Source organism: Cupriavidus sp. 96C5-1, from assembly GCF_057798855.1.
Window position 1 is genome coordinate 307,491 of the sequence record NZ_JBYOJU010000001.1, and the last position, 19,141, is coordinate 326,631.

At 56.5% G+C, this 19,141-nt stretch carries 13 protein-coding genes; 6 read left to right on the top strand and 7 right to left on the bottom strand.

The features are described from left to right. Nucleotides 1–217: 217 nt before the first annotated feature. Nucleotides 218–1,369, bottom strand: coding sequence for a glycosyltransferase family 4 protein (locus AC3FOF_RS01405; RefSeq protein ID WP_488725583.1), 1,152 nt, complete (start codon nucleotides 1,367–1,369; stop codon nucleotides 218–220). 486 nt (nucleotides 1,370–1,855) lie between these two features. Here AC3FOF_RS01405 and AC3FOF_RS01410 point away from each other — a divergent pair, with 486 nt between their 5' ends. From AC3FOF_RS01410 to AC3FOF_RS01420, 3 genes are all read left to right on the top strand, one after another. Further along, complete coding sequence (locus tag AC3FOF_RS01410; RefSeq protein ID WP_488725584.1) at nucleotides 1,856–3,010, top strand: KpsE/RkpR family capsule polysaccharide export protein; 1,155 nt, start codon at nucleotides 1,856–1,858, stop codon at nucleotides 3,008–3,010. 85 nt (nucleotides 3,011–3,095) lie between these two features. After that, nucleotides 3,096–3,752, top strand: a complete 657-nt coding sequence (locus tag AC3FOF_RS01415; RefSeq protein ID WP_488725585.1) for an ABC transporter ATP-binding protein — start codon at nucleotides 3,096–3,098, stop codon at nucleotides 3,750–3,752. A gap of 33 nt (nucleotides 3,753–3,785) precedes the next feature. Next, a complete protein-coding gene (locus AC3FOF_RS01420; protein WP_488725586.1) occupies nucleotides 3,786–4,577 on the top strand; it encodes an ABC transporter permease in 792 nt (263 codons plus the stop codon). Nucleotides 4,578–4,644: 67 nt separating this feature from the next. Here the strand turns inward: AC3FOF_RS01420 and AC3FOF_RS01425 are convergent, their stop codons facing one another. The 5 genes from AC3FOF_RS01425 to AC3FOF_RS01445 form a co-directional block, all read right to left on the bottom strand. After that, entirely contained in the window at nucleotides 4,645–5,535 is an 891-nt protein-coding gene (locus AC3FOF_RS01425) for a DUF1796 family putative cysteine peptidase (RefSeq protein ID WP_488725587.1), read from the bottom strand. A 99-nt stretch (nucleotides 5,536–5,634) separates the two neighbouring features. Next, nucleotides 5,635–8,001 (bottom strand): glycosyltransferase, encoded by a 2,367-nt coding sequence (locus tag AC3FOF_RS01430; protein WP_488725588.1) that lies wholly within the window; start codon nucleotides 7,999–8,001, stop codon nucleotides 5,635–5,637. Beyond that, nucleotides 7,998–9,215, bottom strand: a complete 1,218-nt coding sequence (locus tag AC3FOF_RS01435) for a glycosyltransferase family 4 protein (protein ID WP_488725589.1) — start codon at nucleotides 9,213–9,215, stop codon at nucleotides 7,998–8,000. Before AC3FOF_RS01435 ends, AC3FOF_RS01430 begins: the two co-directional genes overlap by 4 nt. A 72-nt stretch (nucleotides 9,216–9,287) precedes the next feature. Continuing rightward, a complete protein-coding gene (locus AC3FOF_RS01440; RefSeq protein WP_488725590.1) occupies nucleotides 9,288–10,907 on the bottom strand; it encodes a DUF4214 domain-containing protein in 1,620 nt (539 codons plus the stop codon). Nucleotides 10,908–11,054: 147 nt separating this feature from the next. Continuing rightward, nucleotides 11,055–12,218: a polysaccharide biosynthesis/export family protein gene (locus AC3FOF_RS01445; protein WP_488725591.1), complete on the bottom strand. Its 1,164-nt coding sequence runs from the start codon at nucleotides 12,216–12,218 to the stop codon at nucleotides 11,055–11,057. 194 nt (nucleotides 12,219–12,412) lie between these two features. Here AC3FOF_RS01445 and AC3FOF_RS01450 point away from each other — a divergent pair, with 194 nt between their 5' ends. From AC3FOF_RS01450 to AC3FOF_RS01460, 3 genes are all read left to right on the top strand, one after another. After that, entirely contained in the window at nucleotides 12,413–13,567 is a 1,155-nt protein-coding gene (locus AC3FOF_RS01450; protein WP_488725592.1) for a glycosyltransferase family 4 protein, read from the top strand. Between the two features lie 273 nt (nucleotides 13,568–13,840). After that, nucleotides 13,841–15,580 (top strand): capsule polysaccharide biogenesis protein, encoded by a 1,740-nt coding sequence (locus tag AC3FOF_RS01455; protein WP_488725593.1) that lies wholly within the window; start codon nucleotides 13,841–13,843, stop codon nucleotides 15,578–15,580. Nucleotides 15,581–15,677: 97 nt separating this feature from the next. After that, the gene (locus tag AC3FOF_RS01460) at nucleotides 15,678–17,102 is read left to right on the top strand and encodes a mannose-1-phosphate guanylyltransferase/mannose-6-phosphate isomerase (RefSeq protein ID WP_488725594.1); all 1,425 of its coding nucleotides are present in this window, start codon (nucleotides 15,678–15,680) and stop codon (nucleotides 17,100–17,102) included. A gap of 130 nt (nucleotides 17,103–17,232) precedes the next feature. On the opposite strand, the gene AC3FOF_RS01465 is transcribed toward AC3FOF_RS01460, so the two are convergent. Next, on the bottom strand, nucleotides 17,233–19,086 hold the full coding sequence (locus AC3FOF_RS01465; protein WP_488725595.1) for a hypothetical protein: 1,854 nt from the start codon (nucleotides 19,084–19,086) through the stop codon (nucleotides 17,233–17,235). Nucleotides 19,087–19,141: the final 55 nt, after the last annotated feature.

A 19,141-nucleotide genomic window follows, 5' to 3' on the forward strand; every position in this document is an offset into this window, starting at 1 on the left:
TGTGCTCGCGAGCAGGAACTCCAGCCAACTAGCTGGAGCATACCTGAGGTGCGAATACTATGTAAGGGCATTTTTGGTATTTTCTTCAGATGTTGTGAGAATGACGTGCCAAGATTATACGGTAATGCTTTGACAAGTTACTCCTTCCGTCGAGAAGGCGTGGTAAATCGCATCCTTGCATATATAACGATGAGCGCACTACCGTTGCCTTCAATCGTCAGCGATTCGAATGAACATGCCGGTAGACGTCGCCAGTGGCTGCTACGCACCTTTCCCATTTATATCTGGAAGACACTTCGAGGCCGCGAGCAACAGCGTCTTCCCTCCATGTGTTGTCTTCCAGGCCTCTGGCAAGCGCGTCGGTAAGGCTGCTGATGTCATCGGGATCGATGATGGCGGCAGCACCGCCTGCGACTTCTGGCAGGCTGGAGCGGTTGGAAGTGATTACCGGTACTCCGGATGCCATCGCTTCCGCAACCGGCAATCCGAATCCCTCATACATCGACGGATACACGAATAACGTCGCGCCCGCATACAGGCTGGGGAGATCGGACTCTGGCACGTATCCCAGAACTCGCAGCCAGCCCTGGGGCATCCGTTTGGCTATTTCTGCTTCGAGCTTCGTATAAAGCCATCCCTTCGCGCCGATGAGCACGAGCGGGTGAGCCTGCCGCAGCGCGTTCGGCAATGCGTCATATGCATGCAACAATTTGTCGATATTCTTCCTCGGTTCCAGCGTCGAAACGCAAAGCGTGTAGCCATTTGGCGCCAAGCCATAGGCGGTACCTGGAAATATCGCTTCATTGTCCCAGCGCATCGGGCGGTAACATTCGTCGACACCAAGATGAATCGCCGTGATCGAGGACGCCGGCAGGTCGAGGTGCGAGATCAATTCCTGTCGCGCGTGCTGGGACACAGTGATGACATGCGCGGTCCGCCGCATCGATTCCTGGAAATTCTTCTCGAAGCTCTTGATGCGGTCTGCCGGGTGGGTCTCCGGATGTCGCAAGACGGATAAATCGTGAACCGTCACTACGCCGCCTTCGATAAAGTCGGGAAGAAAGAAATTTGTGCTGTGAAATACTCCGTCGCGGTGTTTGCGCGGGTCATTGCCGGTAATCCAGTTCCTTGCGGAATGGATTTTCTTTAGCCACCAGGGCTTGCGCCCAGAGTTGGGCCGCGCGCGTAGACGTTCCAGGTCATTGATGAGTTCGCCGCGACAAAAATATCGGACAGGCCCAACGCTTTCCAGGGTCGCTGCGCGATTCGCAATTTCCCAGGTGTAACGGCCGATTCCGGTCAGCGGGTGATTGATGGCGTCCACCGTCACCATCAGTGGGTGGGGTTGCATCTTGCTGCGTTCGTACATGTCGTCCGTATGCTTCGAGCCTGGCCCTAGGCTAGTGATTTGTGAGTGCAGGCTGATTTCGGCCAGAAACCTAGCTTACTTGAGCCATTCTCGGGTCTAGTGCTCGTGATGGCGGCGGCTCCGCGTGAAGCTCACGATGATAGTGCCTTCGCGTCTTAGCGGGGGGGAACCTGTAGTGTCGCGTCACTTCGGTCGCGAGACTAGCTGATCCAGTTGCAGCGAACGGGAGGATATCGCAGATGGCGCCGCCCTGGTACCGTCCGAAAGAGCGAGATCTCCCGTTATGTTGCGAAACCGTCAAGCCGCCCCCCACTCCCCAGGCGGGCCCGCTATAATTAGTACTTTTTGAGGTGGATCGTCTGACGATATCGGCGCCCACATGTTCAGGCGGCCGCCGCGTTTCCCAATGAGTGAAACGGGTAGCAGCTTTCCCGGCCCGGATTGCTATCGTTCAGGCTCCGGCATCTCTCAGATTTGGAACGCACTTTGGAAAACGTATTGCAGAAGGAAGCGACGCAGGATGCGGCGCGGCGCGGTTTGGGCCTCCTTCAACGCCTGAAAGGTGTCAACCGGCTATTCCTCGCGACCGTAGTGATCCCTACCGTGGTGGCTACGGTCTACTTCGGTGCCATTGCCTCGGATATCTACGTTTCGGAATCCCGATTTGTCATACGGACCCCTCAGCGGCAAATGCAGAGCAGCTCGTTGGGGGCGCTATTGCAAAGTACCGGATTCAGCAGGGCGCAGGACGATACATATTCCGTCATCGACTATATCGAGTCGCGCGATGCGTTGAAGGAGTTGAACCGGAATAATTTTGTCTTGAATGCCTACAGCACGCAGGGCGATGTATTCAGTCGTTTTCTCCGCCACTTCGATGATAGCTTCGAGTCGTTGTGGAAATACTATAGCCGGCGCATCGTGTCCGTGAAGTTTGACCCGGTTTCATCGATTGCCACGCTCGAGGTACGAGGTTTTTCTTCCAGCGATGCAACCAAGATCAACGGCACTTTGCTGGAGCTCAGCGAACGGCTGATCAACCGGATGAATGAACGCGCGGCAAGGGACATGGTGCAGTTTGCTCGCGGGGAGGTTGAAATGGCAACGAAGAAGGCCAAGGACGCCGCCGTTGTACTGGCTACATACCGGAAGACAAACACAGTCTTCGATCCGGATCGCCAGTCTGCCTTGCAACTGCAACAGGTGGCAACCCTCCAGACCCAGTTGTTCAACGCACAGACACAGCTTGCTCAATTGCAGTCGATAGCGCCGCAGAATCCGCAAATTCCCGCGCTGAAAACGACCATGACGGCGTTGGAAAATCAGATCAAGGAGGCTACCGGCGGCGTTACTGGCGGCACGGGCTCCTTATCAGACAAGGCCGCACAATATGCGCGGCTGCAGCTCGATGCTCAATTCGCGGACAAGCAATTGGCATCCGCAATGGCGGCGCTGGAAACCGCCAGGGCCGAGGCGCAAAGAAAGCAGCTTTATCTGGAGCGTTTTGTCGAGCCAAACGCTCCAGATGTCGCTATCGAACCGAAGAGGCTGAAAGGGATCTTCGAGACATTTGCTCTTGGCATGATTATCTGGGGAGTACTAAGTCTGTTGGTGGCAGGGGTCCGCGAGCATCACGACTAAATGCGTCAGCAGCATCCTGGCGCAGACGTAGCAGATCGTTTTGCAGCGGTACCTGTAGTATGCCGAATCGACGGAAGGCCTCAACATGATTAACCTGTCACAGGTTTCGAAGGATTATCACACGCGGCAAGGACGGAAGCGTGTTCTTGACAAGATCGATCTGACCGTCGCCCGCGGCGAGAAGATCGGCATCCTAGGCAGGAACGGCGCCGGCAAATCGACCATGATTCGGATGATCAGTGGCGCGGAGCTACCGTCATCTGGACGTATAGCGCGCGACATGAGCGTGTCGTGGCCGCTGGCATTCGGGGGGGCCTTCCAGGGAAGCCTAACTGGAATGGACAACCTCCGCTTTATCTGTCGCGTCTATGGCGCAGATGCCAAGAAGGCCGAGCCCTTTGTGCAAGAATTTTCTGAGCTTGGCTATTACCTGCGTGAGCCTGTCAAATCATACTCCGCTGGCATGCGCGCACGCCTGGCGTTTGCTATCTCGATGGCAATCGAGTTCGACTGCTTTCTGATCGACGAGATCGTTGCGGTGGGGGATAGCAGATTCCATGATAAGTGCCATGAGGAACTGTTTGTGAGGCGTAAGGATCGCGCGCTGATTATTGTTAGCCACGACGCTGCTTATGTCAGGGATAATTGCGATACCGCTGCTGTCTTGGTCGATGGGAAGCTTCATATGTTCACCGAAATGGACGAAGCTTTTTCCTTTTATCACGATGGCTTGAAAAGATGACTGCGACTGAAGAAATTGGTAGGGCCGAAAATCATGCATGACACTCCATTTCTGCGCTCACTTAACGTCCAATTCAGAGTGATCGGTGCGCTCGTTATGCGGGAAATACTAACTCGCTATGGCCGCCACAATATAGGCTTTCTGTGGGTATTTCTTGAGCCCATGCTATTCACGCTGGGTGTCACGGCACTATGGGTTGCGGCTGGTGCAAATCACGGATCCAACCTGCCGATCACAGAGTTTGCAATCACGGGATATTCGACTGTATTAATATGGCGAAATTGCGCGTCGAGGTGTGCTCTAGCCGTGACGCCAAATCGTTCGCTATTGTTTCATCGTAACGTACGGGTGCAGGATTTCTTTTGGTCACGCATCATTGTGGAGGTCGCAGGGGCCACCATTTCCATGGTCTTGCTTTCAGCGCTATTCATTGTCATTGGACTGATGAAGGCACCTGAAGATATTTCGCTGATGATTGTTTCGTGGATTTTTTTCTGCATACTGGGCGCGTCGATGGGGCTGATTATCGGAGCGATCAGCGAGCGTAGCGAGATGATGGAGAGACTGTGGCATACGGTCGCATATCTGCTTTTCCCATTATCGGGTGCGGCGTTCATGGTTGCCTGGCTTCCGGTCTCTGCCCAGAAATATGTTCTATATTTGCCGATGGTTCACGGGACCGAGATGCTTCGGGCTGGCTACTTTGGCAGTGCGGTGACGCCTCACTATAGTATCGAATACATGGTTGCATCTGATGCAATCCTGTTGCTGCTAGGTTTGCTGTTGGTGAAGGATGTAAGTAAAAGGGTCGAAGGGGAAAGCTAGAAGTACAACGCCTCGCATTGGCGGCCTAGCGCCCGACCACCTTACCGGTGGTCGGATATGACTATACTCAGATGCTCATGAGGTGGCTTTCTGCGAGCAACAAGTTGATGATGGCAAATTCGTCAATCGGATCAGCAAAATTTAGTGCCTGCCATTCGGATGTCGGGGTCAGCGTGAACAATTGATGCTGTCTGAATGAGGTGGTCTTTTTAATCTCAGGTGAGATGTGTCTGACGCCGTCCTTTGGCGTATCGCTGACGGCGACGTAGATAAGCCTTCCATTTTTGGCATAAGTATTAATAGCCTGGGATATCATGGAAAAATCCTCCTCTGTCTTGTCGGAATGACTCCGAACAAGCAGGTAGATCTTGGGCTTCTCATCTCGAGCAGTCTTACGAAAACGTTCAACGCATCGCGAGATATACCCGTAATCTTCGGGTAAATGTACATTGTGATGGTTAAAGACAAAGTCAATTCCGTAGTTATCCCGGTAGTGACGATGATCTACTTTGTTTACGTTTCCCTGGTCTCTTTTTCTGTGAGGCGGAACCGGCTCGTACTGGCGCTGATCTAGGAAAAGCGAGAAGTCATCCTCCAGGCAATGAGCAATCATTCGTGGGGATGTAAACAGCCAATCAAATGGACCCGAAGATCTCTTTAATCCAAAGTTTTTTAGGAAGAAGCTGCTGAAACAATGTGTCCCGAGGCTGATTAGTTCCACATCCGTAGGGATCGGCAGACCTTTCGAGGGCAAGTAGAGTTTGCGCACCAAGTTGCCGGATGCTTCATTGGAGCGAAGCATGCCTTGCACGATGCGCTCCACGTCGTCCGGTGCTGTACTTTGCTCGAGCAACCTCTCGTGATATTCGAGTCCTTCAGGATCGGGCGCGCGATTCAGTAGTTGACGATAGAGTATTGTTACGAGGCTCCGATCGTTAAAGTGGTGAGTGGCAGGCATGAAATGGACGTTTGATATCTGTTCTGTATTGAAAATGGGTCAACCGTACCATCCAAATGTCATCGCCAGTCTGTCAGAATCCTGAGAGGTAGGAATTATCTAATTGATGCCGACTGTCGCTGCAGTTAAATAGGTATCAGCGGCCCGCGTCGTCGAAGCGAACTCGTTGACAAAATTATAAGCGTTCAGCGCCATCTGTGCCCTTGCCTCAGGGTTTTCGAGGAGGTAGCGCAGATATTCCCTAAGTTGCGGGATCTCTAGTTCGTCAAGATCACATTTCCATGCAACCGAGTCGGGGATCTCAGCAAACTGGTTGAGATTTGAAACGATACAAGGTTTTCCAACGGCAAAGGCATTGAACAGCGAACCTGACGATTCGCCCATGGTCGGGTAGCGCAGGTTCACAATGACGTCCGTTGCTGCCATGTACCGCAGAAAATCTTCATAACTGACAAAGGATGTGTGAAGTACCGTTTCTGGCGCTAATCCCAGTTCCTTCCGCCATTCTTCCAGTTTCACTTCAGCATCGTTGGCTTCCCCGACCAGCAGCAGCGAAACGGGATAACCCTCCTTTTGGAGTTCTGCCACCGCCGACATCGTGATATCGACGCGCTTGTTCTTGTTGATGAAGCCGAAGACACCGATATATTGGCGGCTGGGCTCGAGGCCCAGGTCGGCCAGGGCGGTAAGGCGTTCCGTCTCGCTGATCATGGGCCGGGATGCCGTACCGTGATGGGAGGCATAAACAGGCGTACCATGCTGGTTCAGACGGCCGGCCACCCAACGGGAGTGCACCACGGCAGCCGTGCTGCGTGCGACGAGTGGCTCGGTCATTGGGAATTTCCAGATATCCGCATAGCCGCCAGCGTCCACTTCATCCCAGGCCCTCCGTCCCTCCTCGCCGTAGCAAGAGAGGATCTCGCGGTAGAAGTCGCGCTCGCCTTTGAATAAGTACCCATGCTGGGTGAACGGGTGCACGTTGTAGTCGTGAATGACCACGACGCCCGGTACATTCCATGCATGTCGGTAAATGTCAATATGATCCAGCCCATTTCCAATATGGTAGATGGCGCGATCGAAATCTCCGTGTTGAGTCGGATAGTCGTCAACGTGCCGGATTGTGACGCCTGCCAGGGGGGTTGGATCCTTGCATGGCGTATAGACTGTAATATCGGCTTTACGGGACATTTCCTTAACCAGAGCGTAGCTATAGTCGGCAATGCCGTTCTTCTGGGGAAGCCAGGGGGACAGATAGGCGATGCGGAGTCGGTTGCTCGCGGATGCGTCACTTCCCGGCGCGCGACCAATTCCCCGGAAGATGTCGAGGTAACGGCTGCATGACTTCGCCCAGTTGAATTCGCGCGCGTGCGCAACATTTTCCAACCAGGGACCGGGCCGGGCGGCGCGTGCCCTCCATGCGGCCTCGAGTTCCGTCGCCATAGCAGCGTCGTCATCCGGCGAGCAGAAATAGGCGTGACCCTGGCAGACTTCCGGAATCGAGGAGATGTTGCTGGCAACCACAGGAATTCCCGAGGCAAGAGCGTCGAGCACGGGCAGGCCGAAGCCCTCATAAAGCGACGGGAAGAAGAAGATCGATGCACCACGGAAGAGCTGCCCAAGCTCGTCATCGCCGACGTAGCCGGTAAGCTCGACCAGATCGGAGACGCCAAAGCTGTCGGCATAGGCCATCAGGCGTTGCCGGTCATCGTCACTGAGGCTGCAAACCAGGCGAAGCGTGGGGCTAGCCTCCTTGCTTTCTTGCAGGGAGTGAGCGAACCTCGCGAACGCCCGAACCGCACCTTCCATGTTCTTCCGAGGATCGAAGCCGCCGACGTACAGGATATAGGGTTGTGCTACCAGTTGCACCCCGGCGGATTCGGGCCACATCCTGGAGAAGTCGGCGCCCAGGCTCGCGGTCTGGAGACGTACGGCTGCATCAGGATACAAACGGCGGAAATCCGAGGCACTATGTTCGGACACGCAAAGTAGGGTATGGGCATGCTTGGCAATCTCATCGAGGCGCTCCCGATAGTCGTCCACAATTTCTGCACGCCATTCGCCGAAGTATTTCTCGGGAAACACTGCAGGGATCAGATCGTGCAACGTGCTGGCGATTGCTACTCGGCGCAAGCCCAGGGGGTAATGCACGTTGATCATCAGCGGATTGGGGTTCCAGTACAGATCATATCTCTCGCGATCCACTATCTGCTGGAGTTGCCGCCCATAAGCCCGGCACCACTCCTTTTGAGGCCCGCTTGCCGACAGTTCTGGCAGAAGTACAGGCCGAAGAGCGCTCGCTACCTGCGGAGAGAAGTGCTCCAGCCATGCTGGATCGCGCACGGCGATATGCCAGTCGATACCGATCTCGCTAACCACCATGCCTTCGATCAGGCGACGGAATACTTGGCCAATGCCCCGCGACATTTCCGGGGTTCCTAGCGTTTGGCCATCAATCAGGACTTTCATGCGAGTTCCAGTGCGTGCAGGAAACGGTTCATCACAGTTGGCCATTGATAGTTTGCATTCACAAAGGCCTTGCCATTCTTGCCGAGCGTGTCCGCTACGGTACCGTGACTCAGTTCATCGAGTTCGTCCATGAAAGCCTGCTGGTCCGCGAACCAGCGTCCGCCGTTGGAGCGCTCGCAGTGTCCGCGGGTCACCGCACATTGGGCAGGGACCAGCACTGGACGGCCAACCAACCATGATTCCATCACGACATAAGAGAAGCTCTCCATGACGGACGGATTGATCAATGCTACTGCGCCTGCCGCAATCGAGAATTTTTCCTCAACGGATACATAGCCTGTCGCGATGAAGTCCGGCGTGCTGGGAACGATCTCCATATTTCCCATACCTATGAGCACAAGTGGAACTGTCTCGAGACCCGCATCCCTGCGTTCTTGACACCATTGCTTGAACCAGGGCAGCAAATAGGAAAGGCCCTTGCCTTCCTCGATGCGCCCGATATACAGGAAATAGCGTTCCGGCAGGTTATATCGTTTGGCGGCGGCTGCGGCCGACTCGGCGAGCATGCGTTCATCCACAAGGGCAGGAGGGAGTTCGACGCCGAGACCGACCACCGGACCTTCGACCACTGCGCGACCACCCTTGGCGCCATGTGCCTGAATGGCCAAGCGCTTCTCTTCATCCGAAAGATAGAGAATATGGCGGGCATTCCGGGTGACTGAAGTGATGGGCTGCCAATAGAACTCCGGCTCGTCATGGAACGCAGGCAACACCGAGATGCGCCCCGGCAACGCATTGGTAACGCTGGGCATCAGTGCTTGGAAATAGTGTCCAGCCAGCACAGTCGCGGAGGCCGGAAGCTTGCCAACGTAGCCGATCAGCGGCGACGAGTTTATGCCGAGGGTGAAGAAGGCTTCCTGAAGATGAGGCTCGACCTCGTGCCCGTCCAGTCGACGGCGTACAGCCAAGTGAAAGTCATCCTGTGGTTTCTGGTCGACATCGAAGCGGAGCGTCCTTACGCCATCGACTTCGTACTCGCCGGCGGGATGTGTATCGCTCTGCCAGTTCAGATAGGGGGACTTGCTGGTCGTCGTCAGCACCGTAACGGAGTAGCCACAGGATAGAAACTTGCGCGCGAGCGCGCGAAAAGTGGATTCTCCGCCGCCGGCGAACGTGCCATACCAGGGCGTAACGAGGTAGATTTGTGAGTTCATCAGGTCTAGCAAGTGGAAAGGCAGGAAACCTTTACCGAGATAAATCGATTCGACAGCGATACCAATGGGCCTCTACTGGTCCCGGTTGCTACTCTTTCGCCCCCGTTGACCGGCCGTCGTGTCGCCCGACAGCGCTTCAACAATGGCATCGACGGCCGATTGCGTTTCCCGCGTCACTTGGGTCATCTGCTCGGCATTCTGCTCGGAAGCCACAATGAATCGGCTGAGCGTGTAGGCTGTCCGCCAGAGATAGTTTTCCTGAATGCGGTGCCTCTGTCGGTCGCGGCGTGGTGAGGCCAATCGCGCCAAGAGATCAATGCAGCCACCGAGCAGTGGTACATCAGCCGTTTTAGATAATGCATAGGCGCGCCGTAGGCCCCTAACACGGACCGCCAGCCGTCGGCCTTCCTGCGAGTTGCGGATGTCCCAAGCTAACTGGGCGCGATCGACACCCCGCCGCAACAGTTGCAAATAGTGGCGCCGGCCAGTGGCATCTGGAGGCCGTCCGAGCAAGGTGCGGTAGGCTTCCTCGACGAAACTCTCGTCGTGGCTGCGCATTAGACCCTTGATGTGGCCGTACCTGGACCCCTTCTTCCCATAGGAGGTCTTGTAAAGCAGCTTCGCTGCCATACCAAGCACTGGCAGTTTGCCGGCCTTTGCCAGTGCGAGCGGGTAATCCATGCCCAGCACATGTGTTCCGTGGTGTCGTGCCTCTTCCGATTTCACGATGGAAGCGAGAACGGCAACACGGGTTGTGCCTGACCGGAGAAGGTTTAGGTAGAAGTTCAGACCTTGCGTGTCTGGGGCGCGGCGCAGCAATTCGGTATAAGCGTTGGCAATGAAGGTCTCGTCGCTGCCGTTTAGCAACTCTTCAACATAGTACTGCTGGCGACGTTCCGCGGCATCCATGCTGAACGTGGTTCGAGCGGATTCCCGCGGCGCGAGTGTGGCCGGCCTCGTCGACAGCGGGACTCTGGCGCCGCTTGCCTTATCGCGGCGTTTCGCCAGGGCATGTGCAAGAGCAGCAGCCAGGGCCGCGTTCGTGCCATTTTGTGAACCTGACTCCGTTGCGGCGCTCGCCCTCTCTTTTCCTTCCGTCCTGCTCGCGACCGTATCGCGCTTCGCTTCGCTTGCCGTCGCGGCATGTTCCACAATCGCGAATCGTGCGATCTGCGCAAGGATGACCTCAGAGGGAGATGCGTCGTTAGCGGCATTCCCTTGCCCGGGCCGTGCCGTTGCCTCGTCCGAGCGAGCCAGCTCGGTAAGTATATCGAGGCGCGCCCTGGATTCATCGAGTTGACGCATGTAGTGATAGAAGCCGCGGTGGTCCGGCGCACGACCGAGCGTCAACGTGAAGGACCGCTCAACAAACTCTTCATTCGTCAGCCCCATCAGCTTCTCGACGGCATCGCTGGGAATCCGCTGGCCGGACTTTGGAGAGGCCACCAGATTAGCCATGTCCGGTGCAGACGCGATGGCCCTTCCTGACTTGAGCGCTACGCGCTGCCGGAGCCGTTGCTGGATCTGATCGATCGCAATCTCAGGGCGAAACTGTGGCAAACCGCCTGATCTTGCCAAGGCGGCTCCACCGGCGCTTCCACCCGAGTGCACGTTGGCGGGCGAAGCCTGATCGGCGGCAAGGTTGGTCGGGAGGGTTTTCGGAGCGTGCTTCTTGCTTGTGGTCTGTGGCATGGTATCGGACGGTGCTGTGGCACTGTAGCGTGCAGGAAGCCCTGAGTCGCCAGATTTTCTCGAAACTCAAGCTGACGCGGCAGGCTGGTCCCTGCCCCTTCCTTGCGGAAGGGGCAGGGACCAGCTACAAGGTCGCAGATAATGATTTTACTTGAACGTGTTTACCGTCGTCACGACAGGGTAGGCGACCGAGAACACAACGTTCAGGAACTTTTGCAGCTCCGCGATGGGGGCATTGGAAACGTACAGCAGATCTTTGTTGTCCATTGCAAATGTTTGCGCAACGAAGAAACTTCCCGGATCCTTCAGGTTGATTCGGTATACCACCGGGACCTTGCCGTTCTGGGTTGTGCGAACCGGTTGACGGGGCCAGGACAGCGCGTTGGCGTCCTCAAAGCGGAAGATGAACACGCCTTTCGCGTCCGCGCGGGAATCGTCTAGTCCACCAGCGCGGGCCATCGCCTGGGCAAGCGTAATGCCCTGAGCTTCGAAGTTGACCTCCTGGTTCTTGCCGGTGGCCCCCAACGCGGTGAAGCTCAGTGGCTGGAACAGCGCGGTAACGACGTCGCCGGCGCGCAGCGTTACGTTCTGCTGGGGATCACGAATGATCAATTGGAGCGGCAACGCGTGGACCTTTGTACCCCGCGTGATCTGGATGGTTATCTTGTCGATGGGCTGCTTGACGCCGCCAGCCGTGGCAATGGCGTCGAGCAAGCGTTCGCCGCGGGCGCTGAGCGGCATCCGGGTGCTGGCGTTGACGTCACCTACCACGGTCACGTACGAGGTGGCATTCCTGGACAGGCGGACCATTACCTGGGGCTGATTTGCCTTGCCCTTCAGGGCGGCGGTAATATCTCGCTCGAGTTCCGACGGCGTGCGGCCGGCACTCTTGATCTGCCCGGCAAACGGGATGTTGATATAGCCATCCCCGCTGATAGTCTGCTCGGGCAGGACTGTTACGCGGGCATTCGTCGGTGCTATCCGTGGGTCTACGGCCTGCGCGCCGAACAATGTCGCTGGCGGAGCCTCCCACACCGATACCTCCAGCGCGTCGCCCACGCCCAGTTGCTGCTGGAAATGCGCGCCATTGCCAAAGGACTTGGCGAAGTCGCTAGGCTGTCGTTCCGCCAACAGGCGCTGCGCAACCTCTTCCGTTACGTCGATGATTTGGATGCCCGCCATCGCAGAAGCATCCACGGAACTCTGAACCTGGGATTGGGTCGGGCCGGATGAGGGGACTAGGGAACAGGCGGTAAGGCTGGCTGTGCTGATGGTCGACACGGCCAACATCAAGGCGGAAAGGCTGCGCATTCTGAGGTGATTCTCTCGGGCTAAGCGAATTTTTGCAATTATGGCATGTTCATGGCTAGAATATGCGGATAGCCAACAATCGCGTTCGTTAAATCGTTGGTATATTTTCACAATCAGGCACAATTTTTCACAATCGAGGCACAATTCGCGCCACAGACTCCGGTTCGCGCGATCCCTCGCGCAATTACAAGACAGTGATCCCGATATATCTGGACGTTACGCGTCTCCTGGATCGGCTGGCCAAGCGGACACTGCCGACCGGTGTGGACCGCGTCGGCCTAGCCTACATCAGGCACTACGCACACCGGGCGCGCGCCGTGCTGAGCGAGCGTGGCTTCCACGTCGTGATGTCGGAAGGCCAATCCGCCCGTGCTTTTGAGATGCTGCTTGAGCAGAACTTCACCCATTCGAGGGGTGCGCAAGCCCTAATGGCGCGTGCTATTCTCGGCGCCCTGCGAGGCAAACCCGTTGGGTCAGGGGTGCTCCTGCACACCAGTCACTCCGGAATGGAGTTCGACCGCTATTTCAAGGCGATGACAAAGCGTGATATTCGTGTTGTATTTATGGTGCACGATTTGATTCCGCTCACGCATTCTGAATATTGTCGGCCTGGCGTGTTTGAAACGCATCATAAAAGGATGAGTGTGGCACTTGCTCATGCTGCGGGAATCATCGCCAATTCCCAGTCCACCTTGGATTCTCTTGCCGTTGAATCTCGACGGGCTGGCTGGGCTGTGCCCAAGACCGTGGTTGCCCGCCTTGCCTCGGCCGTGCCTGTGGGGATGCTCGGTGAGCGGCCTGTGCCGCGGCCTTACTTCGTGATGCTTGGCACCATCGAGCCTCGCAAGAATCATTGGTTTGTACTACATGTTTGGCGTCGATTGGTGGAGATTTATGGTGAGGGGGCGCCGGTACTTGTGGTAATCGGCCGGCGCGGATGGGAGTGCGAGAACGTGGTGGATATGCTCGAGCGCTGTGCGCGCTTACGCGGCAAGGTGATTGAGGAGGGCAATTGCTCGGATGAACGTTTGTACAGCTATCTTCATCATGCGCAAGCTTTGCTTTTCCCTTCCTTCGTCGAGGGCTATGGAATGCCGCTCGCCGAGGCACTTGCGCTCCGAGTGCCAGTGATTGCCAGCGATCTGCCTGTGTTCCGTGAAATTGCAGGGGAGATTCCAGACTATCTCGATCCGCTGGACGGCCCCGGCTGGATAACTCGGATTATGGAGTATGTCGCGACTGGGAGCGAGGCGCGTGCGTCGCAATTGCAACGTATTGAAGATTTCCGAGAGCCGACGTGGCGGGAACATTTCGAAGTGGTGGACCAATTTATTGAGGAGTTGGCGTAGATGGCTTGTGTGGGCGCGGTGGCGGCCCCATCGCCGCAGGGTGTGCTCAGTCTGCGCCGCGTGACGCATGGCTGGCGCTCGCTGACTTCGTTCACGGACTCGAAGAATGGCGTGTGGGCTGGACACTGGGCGGGCCGGGCTACGCTTGGTTTGATGCGCCTAGGCCGTCGCTCCGCTCCGGCTTTGCTCCCCGGGCCCATTTGGTCTTTGTGCGGGTATGGGGTGCCGATGCTGTCTTGGTTTGCGCTCTCGGGCTCAGGCGACGCGGATGCAATGCTGGCGCATGCAGTGGCCGAGACGCTGGCTAATACGAGCGAGGCAGAACTTGGCACATCGTCCGAACTGCCGAGTTTGATGGCGCGGGTAGTTGCTTGCCGGGCGGATTTCGTTCGCGATGCGATGCCGTCCTGTCCACCCCAACTGGCGGCGTCGCAAGGCAAGCCTTGCGTCTTGCTGGTGGATCAATGCGCCGGCACCGGTAGCGATTCTGCTGCCTTCGAACGGATGGTTGCTGCTGCTATAGCTGACCATCCCGGAGCCAAGCTCTGGATCTGGCCGACGTCGAACGGCAAGCGAGGCAGCTTGTCGGGGCTTCGGGGACTTCCGCCCGGGATCCAACGAGTTGCCCGTGGATTCAGTTTCCTGGCGGCGCTGGGCCATGTCGATCATCTCTATACCGTCAGCGCTCCCGAGGGTATGCAAGCGTTGCTGGCGGGAGTACCGGTGCATGTATTCGGGATGCCTTTCTACGCGGGTTGGGGACTGACAGCCGATGCGCTGCCGATGCCGGATCGGCGTAGCCGGCCTACACTTGCCGCATTGTTTGACGCGGTCTATTTTCGCCTGTCGCACTATCTGGACCCTGAGACGCATGGTGCGGGCACGCTGGCGAAGGTGCTGGACAGTATAGAATTGCAGCGCGCGGTGCGCGCGCGCTACGCGGATTGCACACGAGTGGTGGGCGTGCGCTTTCAACTGTGGAAGCGGCATTTTGCCACGCCATTCCTGACGGCAGGTGGTGGCGCGCTGAGCTGGCTGGATTCGCCAAGGAAAGTCGAACCTGGCGATCGTATTGCGCTATGGGGTGGGAAGAGTACCGAGGGAATCCCGGCGTGGTCCCCGATGCTGCGCATGGAAGATGGCTTTTTCCATTCCAACGGCCTGGGTTCGGACATGAATGCGCCATGCAGCCAGGTGCTAGACCGACAGGGCCTATATTTCGACGCACGCAGCCCGAACGAGCTCACGCATATCCTGAACCAAGCTACATTCGATTCGGATGAGTTGGCGCGTGCGTCAGCATTGCGCACGTTGATTTCTCGTTTGGGCGTGACCAAGTACAACCTCGGGCGATGCGAGCCAAGCTGGCAAGCACCTCCGGGCAGGACCGTGATTCTCGTGCCAGGTCAGGTGGCCAATGACGCATCCATTCGTTTTGGGACCGGCGCATTGGCTACGGCGGAGGCGTTGCTTGAAGAGGTGCGCAAGCGCAACCCTGATGGCTTTATCGTGTACAAGCCTCATCCGGATGTGCTTTCCGGAAATCGACCAGGGTTGACGCAGGCCCGCGAATTGGCCGACGTTGTCGATGTCGATGCCGACCTGATTTCGCTCGTGGATCGAGTAGACGAGGTCCACGTGTTGTCGTCGCTCGCTGGTTTCGATGCGATGCTGCGCGGCAAACGCGTATTCACCTACGGCCTGCCGTTCTATGCGGGCTGGGGCCTGACCGAGGACGCGCTCGCTTTACCATGGCGTGAGCGCACGTTGACAATGAACATGCTGGTGGCGGGCGCATTGCTGCGCTACCCGGTCTACTGGGACTGGCATACCCGGATGTTTACGACGCCCGAGGCGGTGGTGCATCGGCTAGGTTTAATGGCGGGCCGACCTCTCAAGCCTATCGCGACGGACCGTGGACGCGCGTTCCGCAAAGCCTGGCGCTGGAGCCGAAACGTGGCTCGGTACGGTGTCTGGCTTTGGCGACAGCGCGGTTTGCCGCCTGCTAGATGAGGTGGCGAACTGTGAGTGGTAGCAATACAAAGAAATGCGCCGTGCGTTGATGCACGGCGGTTGATTGAGTTATTTGTAGTCCAATGTTGGAGTTGGCATGAGTATCTATCCAGTCATCCTGTGCGGTGGCAGCGGCACCCGTCTTTGGCCCTTGTCGCGCGGCGGCTACCCGAAGCAGTACCTGAAGCTCACAGGCGAACACACGCTGGTGCAGCAGACCGCGTTGCGCTTGCAGGGTGTCAGCAATGTTGCCGCGCCCATTGTTATTACTAATACCGAACAGCGCTTCCTGGTGGCTGAGCAATTGCGTAGCATCGACGTGCAGCCGTCGTCCATCGTACTCGAGCCTGTTGGGCGCAATACGGCGCCGGCAGTTGCCGTAGCTGCGCTGCTCGCGTTGCGGGATGCAGCCGATGCAACGCTGTTGGTACTGCCTTCCGATCATGTAATTCTGGACAACGCAATATTTGGCAAGCTGGCCGGTATCGCGGCTGCTATCGCTCAGGACAACTACCTGGTCACCTTCGGCATCGAGCCGACCGCGCCACACACCGGCTTCGGGTATATCCGCAGCGGTCAGGCCCTAGTGGAGGAAGACGGCGCCTACGCGGTCGAACGTTTCGTCGAGAAGCCAGATGCAGCCACTGCCGCGCGCTTCATGGAAGAGGGCGGCTACTATTGGAACAGCGGGATGTTCATGCTGAAGGCCTCGACGTACCTGGAAGAATTGCGTAGCCATGAGCCCGACATCCTGAAGCAGGCGGAACTGGCGCTAGCAGCGAGCAAGCGCGAAATTGATTTCGTGCGGCTCGACAATGAGGCGTTCAGTGCTTGCCCCAACGTATCGATTGACTACGCCGTGATGGAAAAGACTGCACGTGCTGCGCTTGTCACGGCGGCCGGTATGGGATGGGACGATATCGGTTCGTGGACGGCGCTTGCAGATATTGCCAATGCGGACGCGAGTGGCAATGCGCTCTTTGGCGATGTGCTCACCGAGGATGTCAGCAATACCTATGTGCGTGCCGAGCATCGAATGGTTGCGGCTGTAGGTGTGAAGGATCTCGTTATTGTGGAGACGGCTGACGCGATTCTGATCTCTCATCGCGATAAGACGCAGGACGTGAAGAAGATCGTCGAGCAGTTGAACCGCTCCGGCCGGCATGAGTCTGTGACACATCGGAAGGTGTTCCGACCATGGGGCTCCTATGAAGGTATTGACCAAGGCGATCGCTTCCAAGTCAAACGCATCATAGTCAATCCGGGTTCCTCGCTCAGCCTGCAGATGCACCATCATCGTGCCGAGCACTGGATCGTAGTGCGCGGCACGGCCAAGGTTTTTAACGGTGACCAAGTGTTGTTGCTGTCGGAAAACCAATCCACGTACATCCCGCTCGGGGTGACCCACCGGTTGGAGAATCCCGGGAAGATTCCACTCGAATTGATCGAAGTGCAGTCCGGCACATATCTCGGCGAAGATGATATTGTTCGGTTCGAAGATCACTACGGTCGCGTCCAGTAAGCAAGGTGTGCGCTTATCCCTCTGCCTGAACCGCCGATGAAAGCTTTTGCTTTTGAAGGCGGGCCCTCGGACAGAGGTCCCTTGCCTCCGGCAATAGCTATGCCGTGGATTTTTGAGCGCTGTACGGAGCTCATTTTCGAGGGCCGCGTTTCCGTGGCAGGACCTTGGAAAGCAGACCAGATGCCGCGCGTAGGGGCGAAGTGAGACGCCAAGACCGACTATCATAGATATTCTCGATCTGTTGCGCGAGAGCAGCCAGGCGCTGTTCAGCGGCCAGGGCGGCGGTGTGCTGCTTCTCGACCAGTTCCCTGCTGGCGATGCACTCGCGGTGGCTGCTGTCCAACTTTTCTTGCAGAATCAGCTTGTCATGTTCAGCAGCGAGGATGCTAGCCTGTCGCTCATCGGCAGTTTCCTGTGTTGTCGCCAGCCGGCCTTCCGCAAGCCGTAATTGCACGCGCAGTTCGGACTTGTCTCGCTCCCCGGCGACTAGGTTGGCAAGGTGCTCGTCGGCGATAATTTGGGTAGTCTCCAGCCGTTCTTGCAAGAGGCGTATCTGCTCGCGCAGGCCGCACTTGTCCTGTTCTGCGAGAACTACGCTGGCATGGTGTTCTGCGGCAAGGTTTCGGACAGCCGTCAATTCGATCTGCAGTTTGCCCACCTGCTCGTGCAGTCCGTCCCTTTCCTGGTTTGCGAGGACAATGCTGGCTTGGTACTCTCGGGTAATTTCCCGAGCGCCGGCCAGTTCGGCTTGCGTGCGATCCAGTTGCTCCAGGAGGCTAGCGTTTTGTTGTTCTGCGATAAGTACACTGGCTGCCCGCTCGTCGGCAAGCCGTTGCGCGGCGGCTAATTCAGCGTTAGCGAGTTGAGATTCGCTTTCAATTTGCTTAGCCATTGCGGCCGAAGCGATGGCCCGCGACGACGCTTCCGCAGACTGATCAAGAAGGCGCAGGGCAGTTTTCCTTGCCCTGATGGAATCATCCGGTGCTTTATTTGCCCGAATGGATGTGGTCGCCAGGACGGAAAGTGCGTCCTTCGCCGCTATTGCTTGATCAAGAGTCTCTCTCGGGTAGCCGTGGTACTGAAAGATATGCAGCGCCAGTTGCTCGATGTTGTGATAAAACTCGATTTCCTGTTTGGTAAAAAATGCATGAGGAATATCGGCATCGGAGAAATTGATGCCCGTTATTTTCCGCGCTTGGAGTTCGCCGACAATCCGAGTTCGATAGTCTTCATCGGAGCTTAAGTGCTCAATATTTATCGATATATCAGCATGGCGTTCAGCTTCGATATACGAATATAGCCACAATCCGAAGAATGCAAGGTAATTTTCAACCGCGGAAATGGGGCGCCGCCGGAAAAATGATAATTCCTCTTCGACGGTAGAGGCATGGAACTCCTGAATTCCACATCGATCGCGGATTTCCCTCAGCGCTGGGGGGATATTCTTTGCATTGTAGATCAGTAGAATAGCCGAGTCGAAGAAATCATTGATTTTAAATGACCACCACTGATTACGTGGCTCTCGCCAGAGATGAAGGTGCACGCCTCCAAATCTCTCTCTTAATGCCCAGATTCTGCCGGCGCTTCGACAGAACTGGAGCACGGTCTGCCCTTTGGCATGCTCGATCAAGGCGCCAAAATAATCACTTTGCTCTCTCGATAATACATTGGATGGTGAGCAGAAGAAATCATCGAAACTGAACGTCTTATTAAAAAGGCCGTTCAGGCTATCACGTATTTGGTGGAATTCCCAAAAATATGGCTTCGTCAGTATTGGGTGGCGAAGGCTGATTGACATTTCTTCATCAATGCCAAGCAATGCGTCCGGATTTGTATTGAGGTTGATCAGGAATTCATGTTCCGGCTCCTGGTAGCAAAAATAAGCGTCACCGGACCGACGGAAGGCATTGAACAGATATGTGCTGCCAGATCTGTATAGTGAGTGAATAAAAATGGGAGGAGGGAATTTTTCTTCGTTTGTCATTTCTGGCAGCTATAAACAAGGCGTGTGGCTATATTGACGTTGCTCGGTAAATGCG